The sequence below is a fragment of the uncultured Porphyromonas sp. genome (genome assembly GCF_915070105.1).
In the GTDB taxonomy this organism is placed as follows: Bacteria; Bacteroidota; Bacteroidia; order Bacteroidales; family Porphyromonadaceae; genus Porphyromonas.
This window is the reverse complement of the sequence record NZ_CAJZFJ010000006.1, coordinates 17,842-39,703: the sequence shown is the minus strand read 5'-3', so window position 1 is coordinate 39,703 and position 21,862 is coordinate 17,842. Positions and strand designations below refer to the sequence as shown.

Sequence of the window (21,862 nt, the reverse complement as noted above, 5' to 3'; positions counted from 1 at the left end):
TACCAAACTCTCCCCAAAAACAGCAACAGACCCCACCCCCATCTCTTGCCCATATCCGCCCTAGACCACCTAACACCTACGATCCCCACCTATCACACCTAGCCCTACCTACGACTCGCCATAGGAGCACTTCTCCGACCACCCTTATTAGACCTATTGCTCCCATTGGACCCATTAGACCTACGCTCTAATAGCACCAGCCCCACACGCATCGGAGACACGTGTGGGGCTGGTGAGCTTAGGGATAGCTATCGTAGACGAGACTATTCCTCCTTGGGGGTGAGGCCTAGCTTCTCGGCCTCACGTAGCATATAGGCATAGGCGGGCTCGTACTCGTTGGGGATGGTGCCGTCGAGGATAGCATCCTTGATAGCGTCCTTGATGAGCCCTACCTCCCGACAAGGGGAGAGGGCAAAGGTCTTCATGATGAGCTCCCCTGAGATGGGGGGCTGGAAGTTGCGCACACGATCCTTCTCCTCGATGTCGGTGAGCTTCTGCCGTACGAGGCTATAGTTATCGAGGTACTTACGCACCTTCTGCGGGTTCTTGCTCGTGATGTCGGCCTCTACGAGGAGCATGAGATCGTCGATATCATCCCCTGCCTCGAAGAGCAGACGGCGCACAGCTGAGTCCGTCACTCCCTCGTCCACGAGGGTAGCTGGACGCATGTGCAGATCGACGAGCTTCTCCACGTAGTGCATCTTGTGGTCTAGGGGCAGCCGCAGGCGACGGAAGATACGCGAGATCATCTTCATCCCCACGTAGTTGTGGTTGTGGAATGTCCAGCCTAGGCGATGGTCAAACCGCTTCGTCCGAGGCTTACCGATGTCATGCAGTAGAGCAGCCCATAGGAGCCACAGATCCTCCTCACGATGAGGGCGGGAGGCAAGTGCCTTGGCGAGGTTGTCTACGACCTTGTAGGTATGGGTGAGGTTGTCCTTGTGTCCGATGCCCTCACGGGTCTCCGCACCCTTCAGCTCGAGGAGCTCGGGGAAGAGGATCTCCATCAGTCCAGTCTGCTCGAAGAGCTCCAGTCCGACAGAGGGGCGAGGGGATAGGAGGATCTTGTTGAACTCCGTAGAGATGCGTTCTGCCGAGACGATGCTGATGCGCTCCCTATTACGCCCAATGGCAGCGAAGGTGTCGGGATCAATGAAGAAGCCCAACTGCGAGGCGAAGCGTATGGCTCGCATCATGCGCAGAGGGTCGTCACTGAAGGTCACATCAGGGTCAAGGGGCGTACGCAGGGTCAAGTTGTCCATATCATCCAACCCATCGAAGGGATCGACGAGCTCGCCGAAGCGATCAGCATTCAGACAAAGGGCTAGAGCATTGATCGTGAAGTCTCGTCGCTCCTGATCCTCCTGCAGCGTGCCATCCTCCACGAAGGGCTTACGGCTATCGGGGCTATAGCTCTCTCGGCGGGCACCGACGAACTCCAGCTCTATATCGCCCTTCTTGACCTGTGCAGTGCCGAAGCGGGCGAAGACCGAGAGCTTCGCTCCTCGTCCGAGTCGCTCCGCCACTGCCTTCGCTAGGTCTATCCCTCTACCTACGGAGACGATGTCGATGTCCTTGGAGGGGCGATAGAGGAAGAGGTCACGCACGTAGCCCCCGACCACGTAGGCCTCGACTCCGAGGCTGTCAGCAGCCTCGCCAATGAGATGAAAGAGGGGGGTATCTATCTTATCGTAGATCAGATCTTCGTCTGGCATAATCATGTGGGTGGGGGCTACCGACCAGCGAGCACGAGGAGCACGCTGACATCGTGGGGGGATATACCGGGGATACGTGAGGCTGCTCCGATCGTCGCAGGGCGGATGCGCTCTAGCTTCTGCCGAGCCTCTGTACTCAGGGCTTGGATACTGCTGTAGTCGAGTCCCTCGGGGATGAAGACGTACTCCAGTCGCTCCAGTCGCTCGGCCTGCTGTCGCTCACGCTCTATATAGCCACGGTACTTGATGAGGATCTCGGCACACTCGACGATCTCCTCTCTCCGTCTAGGGATACGCTCTATGGCTCGGGCCAGAGCGGGGACGAACTGGGCGAGCTGGGCGAGGCTCAGCTGGGGACGCAGAACGAGGTCTACGAGCTTGCACCCCTGACGGAGGGGGACTAGTCCCTCCTGCTCTAGGCTGGGGTTGATCTTGTCGGGGCGGATCGAGTAGCCCTCTATGAATTGTATGAGGCGGTCTCGCTCCTCTATCTTCTCCGCCAGTAGCTCTGCCCTCGCCTGGGTAGCGAGCCCGAGCTCGATCGCCCGAGGGGTCAGACGCATATCGGCATCATCCTGCCTGAGTAGGATGCGGTACTCGGCTCGTGAGGTGAACATACGGTAGGGCTCATCCACCCCCTTGGTCACGAGGTCGTCAATGAGCACACCGATATAGGCCTCGGAGCGACTGAGCGTGAAGGGAGGGAGGTCATGCACCGACTGATGGGCATTGATCCCAGCTATGAGTCCCTGGCCAGCAGCCTCCTCATAGCCTGTCGTCCCATTCACCTGTCCTGCGAGGAAGAGTCCCTGTACCACCTTGCTCTCCAGCGTATGGTGGAGCTGTGTGGGGTCAAAGAAGTCGTACTCGATGGCATAACCTGGGCGGTACAGACGGACGTCCCGAAGGGCGGGTATCTGACGAAGAGCCTCTAGCTGCACCTCGAGGGGCAGGGAGGAGGAGAAGCCATTGATATAATATTCGTTGGTACGCTCCCCCTCGGGCTCTAGGAAGAGCTGGTGCTGTGTCTTCTCTGCGAAGGTCACGATCTTCGTCTCTATGCTTGGGCAGTAGCGAGGGCCTATGCTCTGTATCTGTCCGTTGTAGAGGGGAGAGCGATCGAGTGCTGCACATAGTACCTCGTGGCAGGCTTCGTTGGTATAGAGCGTATAGCAGGGGAGCTGCTTGAGGGGCGAGCGAGCGGGCGTGTCCATGAAGGAGAACTTATGATAGTCCTCCTCACCATCCTGTACTCCGATCTCCCCCCGTTGGATGCATGCCTCTAGGCCTATGCTACGTATATCCACTCGGGGGGGAGTACCCGTCTTCATGCGGTCGGTGCGGATGCCTGCAGCACGTAGCTCCTCGGTCAGCCCATAGGTAGCTGGCTCGGAGACCCGCCCACCACTCATCTGATGCTCTCCGAAGTGCATAACCCCCGAGAGGAAGGTACCTGCTGTGAGGATCACGGCACGTGCCTCGAAGTGTACCCCGAGCGCCGTATCCACACCCTGCACCCTACCCTCCTGGATCTCCAGATGGGTCACCGTATCCTGCCATAGATCTAGGTTCGGCTCATCGTCCAGCTCCTCTCGCCATGCCTCCATGAAGCGCTGGCGGTCGCTCTGTGCTCGGGGGCTCCACATAGCGGGTCCCTTACTGCGGTTGAGCATGCGAAACTGGATCGCTGTCCGATCCGTGATGAGTCCCATACGTCCCCCGAGTGCGTCTATCTCACGCACGATCTGCCCCTTGGCGATACCGCCCACAGCGGGGTTGCAACTCATCTGCCCGATCTTGTTCATATCGGGTGTGATGAGCAGCGTATGCGAGCCTAGGCGAGCGGCAGCGACGGCGGCCTCACAGCCTGCGTGCCCTGCACCTATGACGATGACGTCGTAGCTGTGCATGTAGGGAGGACTAGACGTTGAAGCGGAAGTGCATGATGTCGCCATCCTGGACGACATACTCCTTACCCTCGACAGCCATCTTCCCAGCCTCCTTGACGGCGGCTTCGCTGCCGTAGTGGACGAAGTCCTCAAACTTGATCACCTCGGCACGGATGAAGCCCTTCTCGAAGTCCGTATGGATAGCGGCTGCCGCACGGGGTGCCTTGCTCCCCTTGGTATACGTCCAGGCACGTACCTCTTGTACGCCTGCGGTGAAGTAGGTCTCTAGGTTCAGCAGGGCATAGGCAGCCTTGATGAGACGTGCTACACCTGACTCCTCGAGCCCGATCTCCCCGAGGAACATCTGACGCTCCTCATAGGTCTCGAGCTCTGCGATCTCACTCTCGATCTTCGCCGCTACGACGAGTAGGTCTGCGCCCTCGTCCTGGATAGCGGCACGCACCTGCTCTACGTACTGATTGCCACTGAGTGCCGAAGCCTCATCGACGTTGCAGACATAGAGGACGGGCTTGCTGGTCAGCAGATAGAGTTCACGGGCGACCTTCTCTTCGTCCTTCGTCTCGAAGGTCACGGTGCGGGCATTACGTCCCTGCACAAGCGCCTCCTTGTAGCGGCTCAGCACCTCGTAGGCGAGCTTAGCAGCCTTGTCGCCACCCGTCTGAGCCTGCTTGTAGACCTTCTGTAGGCGAGCCTCTACGGTCTCCAGATCCTTGAGCTGTAGCTCGGTGTCGATGACCTCCTTGTCACGTACGGGATCGACGCTCCCATCGACGTGGGTGATATTGTCATCGTCGAAGCAACGCAGGACATGTAGGATAGCATCGGTCTCACGGATATTGGCGAGGAACTTATTCCCAAGCCCTTCGCCCTTGCTTGCGCCCTTGACAAGCCCTGCGATGTCTACAATCTCCACTGTCGTGGGGACAATTCGCTGGGGGTGGACGATCTCCGCCAGCTTGTTCAGACGTTCATCGGGTACGGTGATCACCCCGACATTGGGCTCGATGGTGCAGAAGGGGAAGTTAGCGGACTGTGCCTTAGCGTTGGATAGGCAATTAAATAGGGTAGACTTACCCACGTTGGGTAGGCCTACGATACCGCATTGTAGAGACATATCGCTTATTCTTTATATACTTATCTGTGAGGTGCAAAGATAATCAAAAGCCTGCAGACCTCTGCCCCTGCACCCTCCGCTTCTCCGCCCCTCCCCTACCCCCTTCTCTCGCCCTAGAGCAAAAGGCACAGGACACCCTACTAAGACACCACTACACCCCCACCCTCCGTAGATTCCAGCGTGAACTCCCCCCACAAGGAGTCCCTCGCCCTTCCCACGAGAGGGACTGACACCCACTACCACGGGATCGGGCTCTCCTATATAATACGACTACCCCCACCGCAGGCGAACCTGCAGCAGGGGCAATCTAACTTAAGATTTAGAAAGAATTAGAGACGGCTTACGCTTAGTCTTCGTTGATCATGCTGAAGAGCTCTTCGGCAGCGGCACGTGGCCCCGTCTTGCTGTGTCCTTCGACGGCGAGGCAGGTGTGCATCTCCCCGACCTTCACCCCCTTGTCATAGAGTGCTGTGAAGTACTTCTGGATAAGCTCCTCGGCTCGTTCACGCTCCTGCACAGGGCCGAAGGGGTTGGCGAAGTACGAGGTCACAAGGCCCGTCTCCGTCGTCGTCCCCTTGGCTCGGCGTGCACCTGCCTCGAAGGTCTTCACGGCCTCATCTCGGTCGTTGAAGAGGGCGATCTTCTGCTCGCAGTCCTCATAGTTATTAGCATAGAGGAAGTAGTCCACGGGGAAGCCCTTAGAGATGACTTCGTAGGTAGAGATGGGGATGGTCACACGGGCATTGACCTTGTCGGGGTTGGTGTAGATCCCTCGGTCAAGCTGGGAGAAGGCATACATAGGATCGAGGTCGTCCGTACGTACGAAGGCACCGATCTCCGTCCCGTAGGCACGTATCGTCCCGTCCTCCTGGAGCTTGAGATAGCCCATGTCGTCGAAGATGACACGCATGTGACGGATGTACTTCTCGTTGAGCGTGCGGAAGGCCTCGAGGCTTTCGCTCTTCCCCGCACCGCTATCGCCCATGATGATGATGTTGGCCACACGGCTGTTCTTCAGGACGATATTGACCATAGCACCGTGGATGGGGAGGTTGCCACGCTCCATCTGCTTGATGTTGTGCAGGGTCAGGAGCATCTTCTTCATGTAGCCGAAGTAGTCGATCTCGTCGCTGTAGTTGGCGTAGCCGATGAGGATGTCGTTCTTCTTGTCCTTGTGGTAGAAGGTACGCTTCTCCTCGTGCCCATCAGGGTAGCCGAAGATATAGATCATATCCGGCTTCTTGCCGATGTATTCGTTGGGCTTAGCCAGCTCGAAGAGGTTCGACAACCCAAGACCGTGGCACATGAAGTCCTTGTGGAAGTAGACGAACGCTAGTAGATCGCCCACCTTGGCTGGAAAGAGGAACCACTCATCCTCACTGAGGATTATGTGGTCTGCGGGGTTCGACTGATGCTCCTGGAAGATCCCATCACGCGTATTCTTCTTCGTGTAGGAGACATAGGGAGGGTTAATGATGATGGAGTCGATGAAGGGGATAGCTGCCAAGCCCTTGTACTCGATCGGGCAGTTCCATGGGGCATCATTCAGGATAAGCCCCGCATTGACCCCAGCTGTCGTCTGGCGGTAGACATGGCTAGCGAAGCCATTGACGACCTCCTTGGTGCGGCGGTAGATGGAGAGAATGAGTTCATTGAAGAGCTCGTATGCCTGCACGAAGCGCACATTCTGTAGCCCCTCTCCCTGACGCTGGTTGTGCACGACAGCGATACGCTCCATGCGACGCCAGTAGTGGTAGAGGAGTTCTATGAGCTCGAGGAAGAGATCACGGTCCTTGAAGAAAGGTGCATACTTATTGTTCGTTGCTAGGAGTTCTTCTACCTCGCAGACACTCAAGAAGCGGATCACCTCCATAAGGGAGTGGATGAGATTATCATCTGTCTGGAAGTCTTCGATGAAGGCATCGTAGATAATCGGGTTGTCCTTCTTTAGGTGAAGGATGAAGGACTCGACCACACGCCCGTAGGCGTAACTACTGAGGATCTTTCGGCGATTATCGCAGTACTTCGAGGTAAAGTTGATGATTGCTCTGCCTCGGTTTAGAGTGAATTCCTGTAACATTTCCTTATATTCGGTTGGATTAATAGATACGCTAGTCGCTCTAACGCAAAGACAAATATATCCCAAATATCCTCAATAAAGAAATATTTATCCTATATACCTATAAATAGCTACTTTGCTCTGCCGACTCTACAACCAGCCCTCCTACCTACCCCCCTACTATCCTCACCGAGCACCTGCCAGCCTACCAGCCTACCCCCCTACTATCCTCACCGAGCACCTGCCAGCCTACCAGCCTACCAGCCCACCAGCCAGCCCACCAGCCAGCCCACCCGACCTCACCTATCAGCGCAGCGCCCCCACCTACCCACCTCCACCCAGCACTTTGGCTAGGACTTTGCTGACCACCTATTAGACCTATTGCACTCATTAGACCTATCGCACCACCTACCCCCTACTACTAGCATCAGCCTACCAGCCAGCCCCATCCTACCCAGCACCAGCCAGCCCACCGACCTACACACCCACCGCCCTCACCTACCAGCCCAGTGCCCCCTACCCGCCTCCACTCAGTGACCTTAGCTAGACCTTCGCTGACCACCCATTAGACCTATTGCACTCATTAGACCTATCACACCACCTACCCCACCTACTACTAGCATCAGCCTACCAGCCAGCCCACCCGACCTACACACCCAGCTCCCTCACCTACCAGCCCTGCGCACCCCTCCCCACCTCCACTCAGCCTCCTTAGCCAGACCTTTGCTGACCAGCTATTAGACCTATTGCACTCATTAGACCTATCGCACACCTGCCCTGCCTACTCCCACACCGCCATCGTACACGAGCTGACCGAGTACGGTCTAGCTCCTGCCCCCCTCCACACGGCCCCCTCCGTCACAGTCCTCTCGAGAGGGGGAGATAGGAGCGACCAAGCCCCCTACTGCGTACTCGGTGGGAATGCCCCAATCACCTTACATAGGTGATGGAAGCGATCATTATAGGAGCGCAAGAGCGCTCTCGGTAAGAGCGTCTCGGTCACCTTACATAGGTGATTGGGGCGCTCCTATCGAGAGCGAAACAGTGCTCCTACCGAGGCCTCTCCCGCCCCGCTATAAACTCTGTAACAGAGGCCTTTGCCAGGGGTTGTGCGAGGGTCTTGCAGGGCGATATATTTTTTTTAAATTTGACCCCGAGCCTTGCGATAGAGTTCGTAAGACCAACACTCAACTAACAATACACAACCCATACACCTGTCAGAGAGACCGACCTATGAGACACCTCCTACTCACCCTCCTCCTTGCCCTTGTGTGCGGAGGAGTTATCCGAGCCCAGGAAGCTGAGGCTTGGCTCGAGGGGACACTCGTCAGCAAGACCGACAAGACCCCCCTCATGAATGCCCTCGTCGCCCTACGTACAGCCGAGGGACAAGACACCCACTTTCGCACCCTCACCGATGAGAAAGGGTACTTCCTCCTCAAAGCTACCCCAGGAAAGTACCTCCTCGGTGCCTCCTTCGCCCAACAAGTCATTATCCTCCGTCCCTCGCTAGACCTTCGCTCTGGCAAGCTCCAGCTGGGGACTCTACCCGTAGAGCTCACCCGCGAGCTAGAGGCTGTCGTCGTACAGCATAGCGCACCCCTCGTACGCTACGAAGGCACAACCCTCATCTTCGGAGGAGCCGCCTTTGCCCTCGCTCGTGGCGGTAGTGTGCTGGATGGACTGAAGCTCATCCCTGGACTCCAACTAGAGGGAGGTAACACCCTCAAGCTATACGGACTATCCGAGCTTACCGTCTACATCGATGGGCGTCCCCAGCGCATGAGCAAGGACGAAGTCATCTCCCTCCTACAGAGCATGTCCCTCAGCGAACTCTCTAGCGTCGAACTCATCCGTGAGCCCGGAGTCGAGTATGGCGGTGTCACTACTCCTATCCTCAACATCAAGCGAAAGACAACAGTCGAGGAGGGCGTCAAGGGCTTCACCAGCCTCGTCGGCACCTACCAGCACTACCTCTCCGAGCAGTTCTCCACTCGTGTAAATCTCAGCTACGGACGTAGCCGCTCCTACATCTCCTACACCCTAGGCGACAGACGTCATAGAGAGACTACCACCTTCTCTACGGGGCACATTGATGACCTTCGCACCGATTCCCGCATCTCCCATCAGGTGGGTTTGGGGACGGATCTTTCGCTGGGCAAGAGCCACACCCTCGGCGCTCAGATCCTCGGGAACTACGCCGATGAGCGACTCCTGCTCACGCAGAACATGAGTAACCGCCTGAAGTGGAGCAACCTCTACGGCACACTCTACCACACCTACCGAGCTAGCCACTGGGCACTATGGACCACGGTCGAAGGTTCGCTGGGGAGCTCTGACCTACGACGAGAGAAGGCTTCATCAGGCGTAGCCAGCAAGGACGAGAACCAGTTCGCACGCCTAGCCCTAGACTTCAGCCATCAGCTCTCTAGGGTCTTCACCCTCTCCCTAGGAGCAGAAGCAAGCCACGTAGCCGTAGACTCTAGGATCACCCACAGGACGAACAAATCCACGCTAAGAGAATGGAACATAGAGGGATATGCTAGCCTTCGCTTCCGCCTGGAGCGACTCTCGGGACTTGTGGGACTTCGCATCGCTGGCGAAGATCGTAAGGGAAACTTAGGGACAGGCTCAGGTGAGTTCTTCCGCTCCGGCTCAGAGTTGCTCCCCTACGCTTCCCTTCGCTACACCCCAGCCCGAGACCACCAGATCTCACTGACCCACTCCTCTAGCTACACCCGACCAGGCTACAGAGACCTCCTCGGCTACATCTCATCAGCCTCCGAAGTCCTAGCACGTGAGGGGAACAGACATCTAACGACGTCGTACCGCAGGAGCTTGACGCTCAACTATAGCTATCTCCAGGCAGCCCAGCTAGAGCTTAGCTATGTCGATACCAAGGAGCCCATCGTAGAGGCCATCACACAGCAGGGCGGAGTGTACGTACTGCGCCGGCACAACCTCGACTACAGCCGTTACCTACGTGCACTGCTCATCCTTCCCATCCCGATCATTCGCCAAGGAGAGCTGAGCTGGACAGCCTCCACCTACCTCGCCGCCCAGCGCCAGTGGGATGCAGGACGTATCGACAGGGCAGACTACAGCAAGGTATTCAATGCCTACTACGTCCAGCACAAACACAACCTCGGACTCCCCTCGGGCTGGACAGCCGACCTCGGCGTGACCTATTATAGCGGACTGATGTTTGGGCTCTACCACATGCAACGCCAGTGGTGGGTGGATGCTTCGGTAAGCAAGCACATACACGACCTACGCATCACTCTCTCCGCACACGACCTCTTCAACACCAACATCGCACGTGGGAGCTATGAGCTTTCATCCCCAGCCCTCGCCTTCGAGCGCAATTGGCACAGCCCTCGCCTACAACTTACACTCTCCTACTCCTGGGGTAAGAAGGCCGTCAAGACACATGACGCACGCTCTAGAAAGGACGACACAAAGCGTCTCTCCACAGACGCTAACGAAGGCCTAAACATCACCACCCAATCTGCACAGTAGCCCCACCGCTTAGGCAACATCCGCCGACAAGCAGGCCTCAAGCACCCATCCAACGTAGAGCGGGAGGGGATAGCGACAACACCTCGCTATCCCCTCCCGCACGTTATAAAGAAGGCTACACTAGACATCTACACGACCTATATACCTTTATTGCTCCACGTGGAACACTCACACCAACCACCCCTTTAGCACACACCCCAAAGACACCTTCAACAAGAAAGGCATATCTTTGCACGAGGACTTCACAGAGCGCAACTCCCGCCCCCTCGGCACCCTTCACCCCTCAAAGCAAAAGTATGACACAAAAGGAACGACGACAGCAAGGCCTATACTTCGATGCCTCCGACCCAGAGATTATTGAAGAAAGGATGCGAGCCCAGAGGCTCATCAATCGCTTCAATCGCCTTGACGAAACAGAGCAGGAAGAAGCTCAGCGTATCCTCCACGAACTACTAGGGAGCATCGAGGGTAAGTACTACTTCGTACCCCCAATATTCATGGACTACGGCAGTAACATCCACGTGGGAGATCACTCGTTCTTCAACACGGGCTTTACAGCACTTGATGCTGGAGAGATACGCATAGGCAAGAATGCCTTTATTGGGCCAAATGTAAGCATCTACACCCCACAGCACCCCCTACTCGCCGAGGAACGCAACACATACTACGAACGTGGACTTCCCGTGACCATTGGAGACAACGTCTGGATAGGTGGCTCCGTCACCATCCTTGGCGGCGTAACCATAGGCGAAGGTGCGGTGATCGGCGCAGGCAGTGTGGTGACACGAGACATCCCCGCACGTGTTGTCGCCGCTGGCAATCCATGCCGAGTACTACGACCCATCACAGACTCTGACCGAGTGCTAGAGCAAGTCTCCCTCTCTACGCTCCACGTGGAACACTCATAAACCATTCTCTCTCACCCCCACAACCCATCCAGCAACAACAAGAGCCTATGCCGAAGCGACTGCGCCTGCACCTCCTCCTTTGTATCCTCACGCTCGTCACACTCGTTGCGTCACCCCTTCGAGCACAGAACTACGACAGCCTCATGCGAGCTCATGGGCTCGTCGATGTGCAGGTAGCAGCGCCACGTATCCAAGTGCAGCTAAAGTACGCCACAAAGGACAACTTCACAGGTGCAAACATGTATGGCTCGCTACGTAAGGCCTACCTGCACCCCAATCTCGCTAAGGCTTTAGCCCGTGCCCAGGGGCTACTGGAGAAGGAGCACCCCGGCTATCGTTTCCTCGTCTACGATGCTGCACGTCCCCTGAGCGCACAGAGACGTATGTACGAGCAAGTAGCAGGCACCTCCAAGCGCATCTATGTAGCACATCCCCGCCGAGGTGGACGGCACAACTATGGGGTGGCCGTAGACCTTACCATCATAGACGAAAAAGGGAAACCACTGGATATGGGAAGCCCCTTTGACCACTTCGGCGATCGAGCTCACCTCGGAAACGAACGGGCACTTGTGCGCTCAGGCCTCTATGCCCCCGAGGTACCCCAGAACAGGGCTCTACTCAAACGTATCCTAGGGCAGGTAGGCTTACGCCCCTACAAAAAAGAGTGGTGGCACTATCAGGAACGCATGCCAATGCCCGAAGTGCGCCGTCGCTACCGTCTCTTAGACTTCTAGCCCCACCCCACATTAGCCCCCCCAATGAACATACTCAAGATCCTACAGGAGCGATACACCACCAAGCTCTATGATCCGACCCACCGACTGAGCAAAGAGGAGATAGAGCACATCAAGGAACTCCTCCGACTTTCCCCTAGCTCCATCAACTCCCAGCCGTGGGCATTCGACATCATCCCCGAGGGGAAGCTCAAGGCCCATCTCTCGGAGCACTCCATGAACAACAAGGAGCGAGTGCGCACAGCTAGCCATATCATCGTCATCCATGTGTACCGCAGCGTGAAGACCTTTGAAGAGGAACGCATCAGCACGCTTGCCGAGGGAGCGCAAGCCTTTTACCGAGCCAAGGTCGCCACAAGAGGCGAGGAAGCCGTGCAAGGCTGGATGGAGCGACAGGCATACATCGCCCTAGGCGTCCTGTTGACAGCCCTCCCCACGATGGGCATCGACGCTACCCCGATGGAGGGGATTGACCTTCAGGCATACGACTCGATCCTTGGGCACGCAAAGTATCGTCCCATTGTCGCCGTTGCCCTAGGCAGACGAGACCCGAAGGATGAGAACCAGCCGACCTTCACCCCCAAGAGCCGTCGTACCGACATCTTCCTCTAGGCAAAGGCACCCAAACACCCCCACCACAAATAACAAGCCCCCGTACGAAGCATAGACTTCGTGCGGGGGCTCTCTCTATCTCCCTATCTAAGAGCCTTATACAGACTCCATAGCAGGGGTAAGGCAGCCGCTACTTGGTCACCGAGGGCACGGGGCTGGTGCGTGTGAGCACCCAGCTCTCCTCGATCCCGGGGATGTAGTCGGGACAGTCACCGGCATCCGTTGCGATGATTACATCGGTCATCACGAGGGTTAGCTCCTTGAGGTCTTTGCTCAGCAATGCCTTTGCAAAGATGCAGGTACCCTTGTCGTCCAAGGGCAGGGAGAGCTCATAGTGCTCCTCCAGTACCTTCGCACCTGGCTGACCACCCTCTCTGCGCACCTCCAGCGTGCTCCCCTCGCCTATTAGGCTGGGCTTCTTGGCGGTGTCGAGGATGATCTTGCCCGCAGCGTCCAGCACCTGATAGGAGAGGACTAGGCGGTCGGTGAAGAGGGGCTGAGGGATATCCTCCGATGGCTCTACCTGATGCTTGCGCTGGAGGGTCAGTGTGGCGATGATCTTGTGCCCGCCGTAGGTCCCCGTCCATTGTCCTTCGTACTTAGGCAGGAGGTTGCCTTGGTCTTGTAGGTAGACGGACTCTTTCTTTAGAAGGGCTTCTAGCCCCTCGTTGGTAGCGGAGTTCTCTAGGGGGACTACTCGCTGAGCAAGGAGGGTTGTACAGCAAGAGCTGGCTAGTGCTAGGAGCGCTAGTACATACTTCTTCATTGGGTTTCTTTGTGCTTAGTTAACGAACGTCTTTCATGGTCGTATAGGCGTATGCTCCTCCTTTACCCTAATAAAAGTCTCCTAACCGATTAAGGACATCGGCAGGTCAAAGGCATTAGGGTATGACAGTCAGGGGTGAGCGTATCGTCACACGACCATTCTCTATTACTTGTGTGGTTCCAGGGGGTTAGCCCATGAATATGACCTCCCCTTTCTTCCGCAAAAGTACAAATAATCATACGAATGATCCCCCACTCTATCCTCCCCCGAAAGCAACTAGGGTCTAGGGCTGGGGAGCCCCCAGTCCTAGACCCTAGCTATACTCAAATAGGGTTAGATAAATACCCGACTAAGCTCGTTAGCGAGTTCTTGTATCGACTCCTTGATCTTCGCTTGTGTCCGAGGGGAGGGACGCCGTGTACCACAGACGTACTGTGAGAGCTGAGCCTTATTGATCCCCGTAAGTCTCGAGAGACCAGCTAAGGTAAAGATGCCCTTGTATTGCTGTAGAAAAGCTGAGGCATCCATCACAAAATCAAACTGAAGCTCTATATCATCTCCTGTACGCACTCTATGAGCCTCGCGCATCGCCTCATATACGGCTAGGAAGTCTTGCTTGGCCTCCTCTGCGGTATTACCCTCTCCTAGCAAACCAAAGGGAAGATCCTCTGGTACGTAGACGGAGTAGAACCCTTCTTTGTTGCACTCGATATGAGCAATCACTGTCTTCATTGTCGTTGTCATTTTGGGGATAGAGCTAAAGCCCTGCATCCCTCATTATCTTTTTAAGTGTCCCTGTTGCGACCTCTCTACCTTCATGATTACTTGTGGGGAAATATTGCCCCGTAATAGGGCTGTACCATTCAGGATGTCCCGCAATACTTGCCCCCGTTGGGTAGCAGCCGTTCTTTCGAAGTAATCGGTGAAGCTCACTATACTTCATAATTTTGTCCCATTTTATATCTAATTAAAAATCAATTCAACCAGAGGTGCTAATTACACCTCCTTTGCAAATGTAAAGCTTTTCATTTGAATAGCATAACGAGCCTACATACCCACTCCTTCCCTCAAGGCACTTTCCCTGAATGCCTAGCACAGCATGCCCTCCAGCCCTTTCTAATCCTATTATTGACAGCCCAGCACAGTTCCCTCGCTACCCCGCTTGAGGTAGCGGGAAAACCTCACCGGAGGTAACGGGCATACCTCGACCAAGGTAGTGAGGGCACCTCAAAAGCCCCACCGAATCCCCTTTGTCCACGAAGCCCTCGCCTCCCAAGGCAAGGAAGGGGCAAAAAGAGCCCCAAGAGAGCCCCATCCCCTTCGGATAGAAGTATCCCCCACCCGACCGAAATAAACCCCGAAAAGGGGCTCCCAGACCCCCAGGGGCGACTAGACAGGCAAAGACATACATTCGGAGCCGAAAGCAGTGATTGGGGAGCAATGGGAGCGGGAAAGCCCTAGGGCACGCTTAGAGCACCGATGAGCGAAGGCTTGGGAGGAGCATTAAGAACCCACGACTCGTAGTCGAAGAGGAAGTAGAAGAGGAGATTAAGGGCTACTTGCGGGCAAAGGTAGAGGAGAAAGACGGGGGAGAGAGGCTGCAGACAAAGGAGAAGGTCAAGAGCACCTCTCAAGTAAAATCAAAGGAAGAGGAAGGGGATGAGGAGCAGAAGATGGGAGAGGGGAACAAGGGATGCTTTCGGGTGAGGCTCAAGGAGCATAAAGGGTGAGGGTTGGGGAACGTAAAGGGTGAAGGTCGAAGAACTGAAAGAGGGAGGGCTGAGGAAAGAAAAAGAGGGAGCTGAGGGGAAGTTTTGGGGAAACTTCCCCTCAGCCACAAAAGCACCTACTTCGCCTATATAGAGGAAATTATGACTACTAAGTAGGCTTACCCCGAGAGGGCTGTGGATAAGTTTTTTTCGCTCGTACACCTTGCCCTTGCCGTGGGGTCGTGAGAGGGGTCAGAGGGGGGCTAACTGATCATCGCCTCCGAGGGGGTGATGGGACGTGTCGGGAGCCTTCGTACCTTTGTATTGTCAAACGAAGAGCACAAGTCCAGACCCCACACACCACCCCCAGCGAAGGGTACCCAAGGGGAAGCATGAGGGGCACTCGAGACCAAGCTCTGATCGTGACACGTAGATATACTTTATTATATACAGATCTATTATGTTACACTTTGAAATCAAGCCTACCACCATGAAGGTAGGCAAGAACAAGGGCTCTACGCTCTACTACGCCAAGCAGAGAACCCATGATCGTATCCGCACGAGCGACCTAGAGCGTCGCATCGAGCGTATGACTACCCTCTCCAGAGCAGACATACATGCTGCACTCATTGCCCTAAGCGACGTCATCAACGAAGAGCTTCGCCTCGGCCGATCGGTTTCCCTAGCAGAGCTGGGCACCTTCAAGCTCATGGCCTCCGCCAAGCGTATGACCAAGGCTGATGAAGTGACGGCGCAGACCATTCGCACTCCTCGGGTGCGCTTCTACCCAGTGGATGCTATACGTCTGGCAGCGAAGCAGGTAGAGATCACCGTCGATGATGCTAAGGGTCAGCCCATAAAGCCCAAGCAACCTGGTGGTACAGCCCCCGGTGGTGGCGTCGGTATCTAGCCGAGCAAGTTCTCCCTCTTTACCTCTGTGCGCATGCATTCCCTTGCCCTCTAGTTCGCCTAGAGAGCCGAGGGCACGACCCGCACACCACGAAGCACAGCGGCCCGAGGGGAGTATGGGCTCTCCCCTGATGCCCCTTGGGCTACCTCCTGCCGCCCTACCCCACCAGCCGAGGTGGAGGCAAAGGCGCAGCTATATTCCTCTACCCACACTTTTATTATACACTACTATGTACCACGACACCTATGGCTCCACTATAGGGCGGAAAGGGTATGCCCCACAGCTGGCACTCCTCATCGCCCTCAGCCTCCCCCTCGGCTGTGGAGCACGCAAAGCCACGACAGAGGGCATACACGAGAGGCAGAGTGACAGCCTCCTAAGCCAACACTCCGCCCACACCACGGCACAGACCGTAAGCGAAAGTGAGGAAGAGCTCCTAGGGCTCTACCCGCTCATCCTCCCGCCTGCCCTTGAGAGCGATAGCTCAGCACGTGCGAGCCTGCTCCCCCTCCTCTACCACCACAGACGCACGACACGTCGGGAGGGGATGCAGTCAAGCCTTCGTGAGGACAGCGTCATAGGGCATCACAAAACCAGCACGCACACCCAACTCAAGACCCTAAGCAAGGGCAGCTCTGGGAGCTTCTTTGCCCGAGTGAAGTCTTTCCTATGGGGTATTCTATTCACCGCCCTTACCCTCACGGGACTTGTGGGCTATATCTACTGGAGGAGACACAGATGAGACAGGAGAACATTCGCTACATCGTCGTGCACTGCAGTGCCACACGCTGCACGATGGACTACACGGAAGTGATGCTGGAGCGTGACCACAAGGCTCGGGGCTTTAGGCACGCAGGCTACCACTTCTATGTGCGCAGGTCGGGGAGCATTATCCCCCTTCGCCCCCTCGACGAAGTGGGGGCCCATGCCCGAGGCTACAACGCCTGCAGCTGGGGCGTCTGCTACGAAGGCGGACTAGACGCTACGGGGCAACCCGCTGATACCCGTACCGAGGCACAGCAGCGAGCTCTTAGGCTTCTGCTCATCCGCCTGCACCGCCTAGCTCCTGAGAGTCTTATCCTAGGGCACCGAGACCTGAGCCCCGACAGGGATGGAGACGGAGAAGTAGAGCCACACGAATGGATCAAGGTGTGTCCCTGCTTCGATGCTCGGCAAGCCTACCGCCTCATTAGCGAGGGAAGGGAGGTGTATGATGCCTGAGAACAACCAGATTGGCACTAGGCTACAGCTATGGGTGGCTGTGGGGCTATGTGTCTTTGGGATTAGTTTATTGGCTATTGCCTTTTTCGTACGACCTCCTGGAGAGATCCACTCCAGCGTCCTCGTGGCTTATGGGGAGGTGATGACCTTCGCAGGCGCACTCTTCGGGATTGACTACCACTACCACCGCTAGACGGGAGTGCGGTCAAGCGATCTCAGACGTACAGAATGACCGCCCAGTCAATAGCAAGAGAGGCTACCCCCAGCCCGTAGGCATGGGGGTAGCCTCTCCGCCGTATAGCGTCTTCCGAGGATTAGTTGGCTGGGATGTAACGGATGCCCGTGACCGTGCCCTCGGTCGTGATGTAAGGCTCTTCGGGGTCTATCTTCCCCGTCTGAGTGTCGTAGCAGTAGATCCCCTGCCGCTCCTTACTCGTGTAGCTATAGTAGGCATACCTGCTACCATCATAGGTGACCCCTATAGCCATCGCCGTAGATGCAGGTTGATCCCCGATGACACGAATGGTCTTAGCTTGGAGATCGATGAGGGCAAGACGATGGACATAAGCCATGTACATATTCTTAGCAAGATCGGGGTCAAGCTTGTTGATGCTAGCCAGAGCAAGCACCTTCCCCTTGCCTAGATAGGCGATGGAGGAGAAGAAGTCTACGTTGTGGGCTACTCCCTCGGGCTTAATATCAGCTGTCCTCAGCATGTAGGAGGGATCAAACTCAGTCTCGCCCTTCTTGATGCGAAGGAAGCCTGCCTTCTGATTCGGGTGTAGGGGATCCTCCATAGACCCGAGACAATTGACGTAGATGTCCCCCTGCTCATCGATAAACATCGAGTTAGGGTCGATAGGACGAGAGCAGAAAGTGAGCTTGTGTTTGGTATCAGAGATGACCTTGACTAGCTCGTCTTTCTGTGTATCGATGATAGCGATATCTGCCTGCTCCTTGACAGACTGCCACTGAGCATTGAGCTGGCAAAGCCCGACATAGAGTAGCCCGTCACGTAGCACCATGACCGAGGGGCGAACGAGAGCACCCTCATGGGCATACTTGTTGAGGTCTATGGTCTTGGTGCTCTGTAGGGTCAGAGGGTTAATGACCTGCACAGTACCACTCCCCCAGTTGGAGATATAGGCTTTATCCTTGTTGAGGACAGCCATAGCAGTGGTCGCAGCTGTCCCCGCTACAGGCAGAGCACCTACCTGCCGATAGGTCTGATCGATCTGCTCTAGGTAGCACCCGAGTTGGCTCTTCGTCGAACCCATGATACCGGGGAAGGTATAGGTACGTCCCTCCCAGTAGTAGGGGGTATTCCCTACCTCTAGGGGCAGACCATTGGCGTTGGTAAACTTCCCGGGGATGATCCGCCCCGTACTAATCAGATAAGAGGCACTCGGCGAACCATCACCCCCAGTGACGGAGGTAAGGAAGATGAGGTGCTCGGGGAGCTTCAGCGGGGTCACTTCACCTGGATTAGGGGTAGGAGGTGTCGGCTGGTCATTCCTCTTCCCACAGGAGGAGAGTAGGGTGAGTAGCCCAAGGCCTACGGCACAGAGGGCACGAGATGTTTGCTTCATAGGTGTATTACTTATTGGGTGAATGATTAAGTTACTTGAGGAGGTAGCGTAGCTTGAGTGAGAAGCTACGTCCAGGCAAGGGTTGATTGTATTCGCTGTAGAGGTCTCGGTCTAGGAGGTTCTTGACCTTCGCCGTGACCGTCCAGCGACCATTACCGAAGCTTTGCTCTAGGCCTGCATCCAAACTAATAGTGGATGGTATGCGTCGCTCTTGGAAGCGAGAGACTTCAAAGTCATAGAAGTACTCGTGCACATAGGAGGCATCACACAGTAGACGTGTATTGGCACCTCTGACGAAGCCAAAGAGATCCATCCAGTGGAGCTCCAGCCCAGCATTCCCTAGGAGATAGGGGATGTTGGGCATTCTTTTTCCATAGGTGGGGTTAGGGCGAGTGGAGCGAGGCTCTAGGGTACGTGTGTCTCGGAGATCCTGATAGGTGGCGTTGGCGTAGAGGTAGAGCCATGGCGTGACATCACTCTTGACCTCCGCCTCAATACCGAGGGAACGCATCTGACCGAAGTTCGTATACTGCAGGGCAGGCCCCATCGCAGAGACCAGACGGGTCATATCACGCACATCGTTGTAGAAACCGTTAATCTCCACCTCTGTCCTGCCGTAGGAGTAGCTGGACTGAAAGAGCAAACCTAGATTGGCCGAGAGACTGCGCTCGGGGCTAAGTGCCGTCGAAGGTAGAATCAAGTATCCATTGCCAAGTAGCTCCTCGCTACTGGGTAAACGCAGCTCCCATGCTACCGAACCCTTGACCATCAGTGAGCGGAAAAGCTGGTATCGGAGAGCCTCGCTAATACCGAAGTCTCCCTTAGTAGAACTCACCGGCACAAACGTGCTAGAGCCAAAGTAGGAGGGCTGTTCGCCTCTCGTCTTGTAGTAGTACCACTTCCCCGTAAGAGACGAGAGAAAGCGATCACCGAAGGCGTAGATCTCATGCCCAAGTCCAAGGGTGAGGCTGAGCACATCCCCAGGGCGACTGGCCTCATAGTGCATCCGCTTCCTCTGGTAATCATCCCTCGGACGGCTTACCGTGGCTGCGAGGCGAGCGGAGAGGGAGAGCGCCTGCTTCCCCGACAGGGTGTAGGTCATATAGAGCTTGTCGGCTATATAGTAAGATCTATTATGCCCATCGGAGGGAAGGTTCTGCAGCTCTCCCCCATAGGGCGAGGTAGGGGGAAGGGGTGTCCCATCCCAGTCTCGCCGTGAAGTGGCTCTATCCCTTAACCCGCCGTAGGAATAGACTCCCGATAGCTCGTTGTCTAGGTCTAGCCCAGGAAGTAGGAAGTGCCTACGCTTAAGCAGGAGTGTCGTCCCTATGCTTAGGTTGTGGTTGTATGCGGAGTCGATCGGGGTGACAATGCCCTGTAGCTCTCGGTAGGTATTTGCAAGGAAGAACTCGAGCTTTGCCCGCTCAAAGCCCCAGCGTTCGTCGGCAGTAATCGATCCACCTGCTAGTATCTTTCGGAAGTGGTCATGCTCACGACGTACGACGAGGTTCTGCCGCTGAGGTAGGCTCATCTCATAGTCATTGGCCGAGTAGGTGAAGCCACCACCTACACCATAGGTAAGCCCTGTGGCTCGGTCGTGCCGCTTGAGGATCGTGCTTAGACGATGCGTATGAAACGAACCGACCTCATACGAGCCATCGAGGTAGAAGGGCGGGTACTCCTTCAGCACAATATTCACCGCTCCGCCCATGCTGTTTCCCCCGAGCTTATTGGGGACGATCCCCTTGTAGACCTCGATATGATCGATCATATCTATGGGGACGTCATTGAGACTAACCATATCGGAGAGCTCCCCGATCGGCTGCTCATCTATATAGACCCCCACACGCTTGCCCTCGAGTCCACGTACGGAGAGGCGAGAGCTACTCCCCACCCCACCTGTCTGGCGGATCGTGATGCCGGCTGTACGGGCAAGGACGTCGTCGATACCTGAGGCGGTACCCTGCAGTTGCCTTACGGAGATGATGGAGACAGGCAGGCCACTCTCGTGTAACTTGCGCTCCTTGCTCTTGGCAGAGACTACGACCTCCCTGAGGGTGCGTTCCCCTCGACCTGTACTATCGCTCTGAGCTAAACTAGGGGAAGGCAAGAGGAGAAGCCCAAGGGCGAAGAGCCCGAAGGGGCGGTATCTGTGCTGATGGATAGGATGCATATTTTGAACTTATACCTTAGTCCGTTCACAATAAGAGCCGGGGAGATACTCCTCGGCTCATTTCATTTTAGGTAGTGGGGCTCTCATGACTCGCTCCCACCCAGCGGTGGTGAAGGCGAAGTACTCGAGTAGGACTTGAGCCCTCTGGCTATCGTTCAGACGCTCATCGAGGAGGGTCTTCAGCAGGTGCAGCCAGTTCTCCACATTGATCTTTATCAGTTGCTCCGAGAGGGCTGTATTCATCTGGGGGTACTTCTCTCCCATACGTCTTAGGTAGGCTTTGCCCTGCTGGTAGTTCTTCTCTACAAACTCTTCCTCGTAGTGCTCATAGGGCGAACCCTCGGCATGCATGAGCAGTAGACGTAGCTCACGGCGGTACTTGGTGATCAGTAGGAGAAACACTTGATACTGCCCACGCTCTACGTCTTCAAATATAGCCTCGGTGCACTGCCCCTCGCTGTTGTGCTCTGCTAGGACGTACTCCAGAGTATTGATCACTGGTCGGACGACATCTGCGAAGAGGGCATCCTTGCTGACGAAGTAGTGGTAGATCAGACCTAGGCTAATAGAGCATCGGGAGGCAAGCATGCGCATGGATACACCTTCGTATCCAAACTCCAGGAAGAGCTCTCGGGCATGGTCGAGTATGAGATCCTTTGTCTTTGTTCCTTTCATCTGAGGTATCCTCTAGGTAGGGTAAATAAAGGCCTAGAGCCAATCACCCTGCAAAGGTATTGGCTCTCCGTCTCGGCGACAATACCTAGTCCTCGGTATTCACTCCTCCAAAAGCCTACCTACACCTCAGCCCACGAGCCCCCTACTCCCACCCCGAGCAGACGGCGAAGCCCCCACGACAGCACCCAGCATAACGACAGCGGCTACCCCTAGGACAGTCCTAGGGGTAGCCGCTGTTTGCACTTGGG

18 protein-coding genes are annotated in these 21,862 nt (G+C 55.9%); 8 read left to right on the top strand and 10 right to left on the bottom strand.

Annotation, left to right across the window (positions count from 1 at the left end; genetic code table 11):
- Window positions 1-263: 263 nt before the first annotated feature.
- The 4 genes from QZ554_RS01315 to QZ554_RS01300 form a co-directional block, all read right to left on the bottom strand.
- Window positions 264-1,715, bottom strand: a complete 1,452-nt coding sequence (locus tag QZ554_RS01315; protein ID WP_297193677.1) for an HD domain-containing protein — start codon at window positions 1,713-1,715, stop codon at window positions 264-266.
- A 17-nt stretch (window positions 1,716-1,732) separates the two neighbouring features.
- Window positions 1,733-3,625, bottom strand: coding sequence for a tRNA uridine-5-carboxymethylaminomethyl(34) synthesis enzyme MnmG (gene mnmG / locus QZ554_RS01310; RefSeq protein WP_297193675.1), 1,893 nt, complete (start codon window positions 3,623-3,625; stop codon window positions 1,733-1,735).
- A 10-nt stretch (window positions 3,626-3,635) separates the two neighbouring features.
- Window positions 3,636-4,739, bottom strand: a complete 1,104-nt coding sequence (gene ychF / locus QZ554_RS01305; protein ID WP_005468138.1) for a redox-regulated ATPase YchF — start codon at window positions 4,737-4,739, stop codon at window positions 3,636-3,638.
- Between the two features lie 346 nt (window positions 4,740-5,085).
- The gene (locus tag QZ554_RS01300) at window positions 5,086-6,819 is read right to left on the bottom strand and encodes a phosphoenolpyruvate carboxykinase (protein WP_297193673.1); all 1,734 of its coding nucleotides are present in this window, start codon (window positions 6,817-6,819) and stop codon (window positions 5,086-5,088) included.
- Window positions 6,820-8,031: 1,212 nt separating this feature from the next.
- Here QZ554_RS01300 and QZ554_RS01295 point away from each other — a divergent pair.
- The 4 genes from QZ554_RS01295 (at window position 8,032) to QZ554_RS01280 (ending at window position 12,571) form a co-directional block, all read left to right on the top strand.
- Complete coding sequence (locus QZ554_RS01295) at window positions 8,032-10,317, top strand: outer membrane beta-barrel protein (RefSeq protein ID WP_297193671.1); 2,286 nt, start codon at window positions 8,032-8,034, stop codon at window positions 10,315-10,317.
- Window positions 10,318-10,613: 296 nt separating this feature from the next.
- Window positions 10,614-11,225 carry a sugar O-acetyltransferase gene (locus tag QZ554_RS01290; protein WP_297193669.1) on the top strand — a complete coding sequence of 204 codons (612 nt, stop codon included), beginning with the start codon at window positions 10,614-10,616 and terminating at the stop codon, window positions 11,223-11,225.
- Window positions 11,226-11,272: 47 nt separating this feature from the next.
- Window positions 11,273-11,959 (top strand): M15 family metallopeptidase, encoded by a 687-nt coding sequence (locus tag QZ554_RS01285; protein WP_297193667.1) that lies wholly within the window; start codon window positions 11,273-11,275, stop codon window positions 11,957-11,959.
- 24 nt (window positions 11,960-11,983) lie between these two features.
- The gene (locus tag QZ554_RS01280; protein ID WP_297193665.1) at window positions 11,984-12,571 is read left to right on the top strand and encodes a nitroreductase family protein; all 588 of its coding nucleotides are present in this window, start codon (window positions 11,984-11,986) and stop codon (window positions 12,569-12,571) included.
- A gap of 130 nt (window positions 12,572-12,701) precedes the next feature.
- Here QZ554_RS01280 and QZ554_RS01275 read toward each other — a convergent pair whose 3' ends face one another.
- From QZ554_RS01275 to QZ554_RS01265, 3 genes are all read right to left on the bottom strand, one after another.
- Complete coding sequence (locus QZ554_RS01275) at window positions 12,702-13,337, bottom strand: hypothetical protein (protein ID WP_297193663.1); 636 nt, start codon at window positions 13,335-13,337, stop codon at window positions 12,702-12,704.
- 333 nt (window positions 13,338-13,670) lie between these two features.
- Window positions 13,671-14,069, bottom strand: coding sequence for a DNA-binding protein (locus QZ554_RS01270; protein WP_297193661.1), 399 nt, complete (start codon window positions 14,067-14,069; stop codon window positions 13,671-13,673).
- 25 nt (window positions 14,070-14,094) lie between these two features.
- Window positions 14,095-14,280 (bottom strand): type II toxin-antitoxin system HicA family toxin, encoded by a 186-nt coding sequence (locus QZ554_RS01265; protein WP_297193659.1) that lies wholly within the window; start codon window positions 14,278-14,280, stop codon window positions 14,095-14,097.
- 1,226 nt (window positions 14,281-15,506) lie between these two features.
- Here QZ554_RS01265 and QZ554_RS01260 point away from each other — a divergent pair.
- From QZ554_RS01260 to QZ554_RS01245, 4 genes are all read left to right on the top strand, one after another.
- On the top strand, window positions 15,507-15,956 hold the full coding sequence (locus QZ554_RS01260) for an HU family DNA-binding protein (protein ID WP_297193657.1): 450 nt from the start codon (window positions 15,507-15,509) through the stop codon (window positions 15,954-15,956).
- Between the two features lie 229 nt (window positions 15,957-16,185).
- Complete coding sequence (locus QZ554_RS01255) at window positions 16,186-16,698, top strand: hypothetical protein (protein WP_297193655.1); 513 nt, start codon at window positions 16,186-16,188, stop codon at window positions 16,696-16,698.
- The gene (locus QZ554_RS01250; RefSeq protein ID WP_297193654.1) at window positions 16,695-17,177 is read left to right on the top strand and encodes an N-acetylmuramoyl-L-alanine amidase; all 483 of its coding nucleotides are present in this window, start codon (window positions 16,695-16,697) and stop codon (window positions 17,175-17,177) included. Before QZ554_RS01255 ends, QZ554_RS01250 begins: the two co-directional genes overlap by 4 nt.
- Window positions 17,167-17,370, top strand: coding sequence for a hypothetical protein (locus QZ554_RS01245; RefSeq protein WP_297193652.1), 204 nt, complete (start codon window positions 17,167-17,169; stop codon window positions 17,368-17,370). Before QZ554_RS01250 ends, QZ554_RS01245 begins: the two co-directional genes overlap by 11 nt.
- 121 nt (window positions 17,371-17,491) lie before the next feature.
- On the opposite strand, the gene QZ554_RS01240 is transcribed toward QZ554_RS01245, so the two are convergent.
- Genes QZ554_RS01240 through QZ554_RS01230 form a run of 3 tightly spaced genes read right to left on the bottom strand, consistent with a single transcriptional unit; the run spans window position 17,492 to window position 21,614 of the window.
- Window positions 17,492-18,766 carry a hypothetical protein gene (locus tag QZ554_RS01240; protein ID WP_297193650.1) on the bottom strand — a complete coding sequence of 425 codons (1,275 nt, stop codon included), beginning with the start codon at window positions 18,764-18,766 and terminating at the stop codon, window positions 17,492-17,494.
- Window positions 18,767-18,797: 31 nt separating this feature from the next.
- Window positions 18,798-20,939 carry a TonB-dependent receptor gene (locus tag QZ554_RS01235; RefSeq protein WP_297193648.1) on the bottom strand — a complete coding sequence of 714 codons (2,142 nt, stop codon included), beginning with the start codon at window positions 20,937-20,939 and terminating at the stop codon, window positions 18,798-18,800.
- 57 nt (window positions 20,940-20,996) lie between these two features.
- Entirely contained in the window at window positions 20,997-21,614 is a 618-nt protein-coding gene (locus QZ554_RS01230; protein ID WP_297193646.1) for a TetR/AcrR family transcriptional regulator, read from the bottom strand.
- Window positions 21,615-21,862 lie beyond the last annotated feature (248 nt).

Excerpts from the sequence above, each read along its gene's own strand:
- QZ554_RS01315 (WP_297193677.1), bottom strand. The coding sequence starts at position 1,715 with ATGCCAGACGAAGATCTGATCTACGATAAGATAGATACCCCCCTCTTT.
- mnmG (WP_297193675.1), bottom strand. The coding sequence starts at position 3,625 with ATGCACAGCTACGACGTCATCGTCATAGGTGCAGGGCACGCAGGCTGT.
- ychF (WP_005468138.1), bottom strand. The coding sequence starts at position 4,739 with ATGTCTCTACAATGCGGTATCGTAGGCCTACCCAACGTGGGTAAGTCT.
- QZ554_RS01300 (WP_297193673.1), bottom strand. The coding sequence starts at position 6,819 with ATGTTACAGGAATTCACTCTAAACCGAGGCAGAGCAATCATCAACTTT.
- QZ554_RS01295 (WP_297193671.1), top strand. The coding sequence starts at position 8,032 with ATGAGACACCTCCTACTCACCCTCCTCCTTGCCCTTGTGTGCGGAGGA.
- QZ554_RS01290 (WP_297193669.1), top strand. The coding sequence starts at position 10,614 with ATGACACAAAAGGAACGACGACAGCAAGGCCTATACTTCGATGCCTCC.
- QZ554_RS01285 (WP_297193667.1), top strand. The coding sequence starts at position 11,273 with ATGCCGAAGCGACTGCGCCTGCACCTCCTCCTTTGTATCCTCACGCTC.
- QZ554_RS01280 (WP_297193665.1), top strand. The coding sequence starts at position 11,984 with ATGAACATACTCAAGATCCTACAGGAGCGATACACCACCAAGCTCTAT.
- QZ554_RS01275 (WP_297193663.1), bottom strand. The coding sequence starts at position 13,337 with ATGAAGAAGTATGTACTAGCGCTCCTAGCACTAGCCAGCTCTTGCTGT.
- QZ554_RS01270 (WP_297193661.1), bottom strand. The coding sequence starts at position 14,069 with ATGAAGACAGTGATTGCTCATATCGAGTGCAACAAAGAAGGGTTCTAC.
- QZ554_RS01265 (WP_297193659.1), bottom strand. The coding sequence starts at position 14,280 with ATGAAGTATAGTGAGCTTCACCGATTACTTCGAAAGAACGGCTGCTAC.
- QZ554_RS01260 (WP_297193657.1), top strand. The coding sequence starts at position 15,507 with ATGTTACACTTTGAAATCAAGCCTACCACCATGAAGGTAGGCAAGAAC.
- QZ554_RS01255 (WP_297193655.1), top strand. The coding sequence starts at position 16,186 with ATGTACCACGACACCTATGGCTCCACTATAGGGCGGAAAGGGTATGCC.
- QZ554_RS01250 (WP_297193654.1), top strand. The coding sequence starts at position 16,695 with ATGAGACAGGAGAACATTCGCTACATCGTCGTGCACTGCAGTGCCACA.
- QZ554_RS01245 (WP_297193652.1), top strand. The coding sequence starts at position 17,167 with ATGATGCCTGAGAACAACCAGATTGGCACTAGGCTACAGCTATGGGTG.
- QZ554_RS01240 (WP_297193650.1), bottom strand. The coding sequence starts at position 18,766 with ATGAAGCAAACATCTCGTGCCCTCTGTGCCGTAGGCCTTGGGCTACTC.
- QZ554_RS01235 (WP_297193648.1), bottom strand. The coding sequence starts at position 20,939 with ATGCATCCTATCCATCAGCACAGATACCGCCCCTTCGGGCTCTTCGCC.
- QZ554_RS01230 (WP_297193646.1), bottom strand. The coding sequence starts at position 21,614 with ATGAAAGGAACAAAGACAAAGGATCTCATACTCGACCATGCCCGAGAG.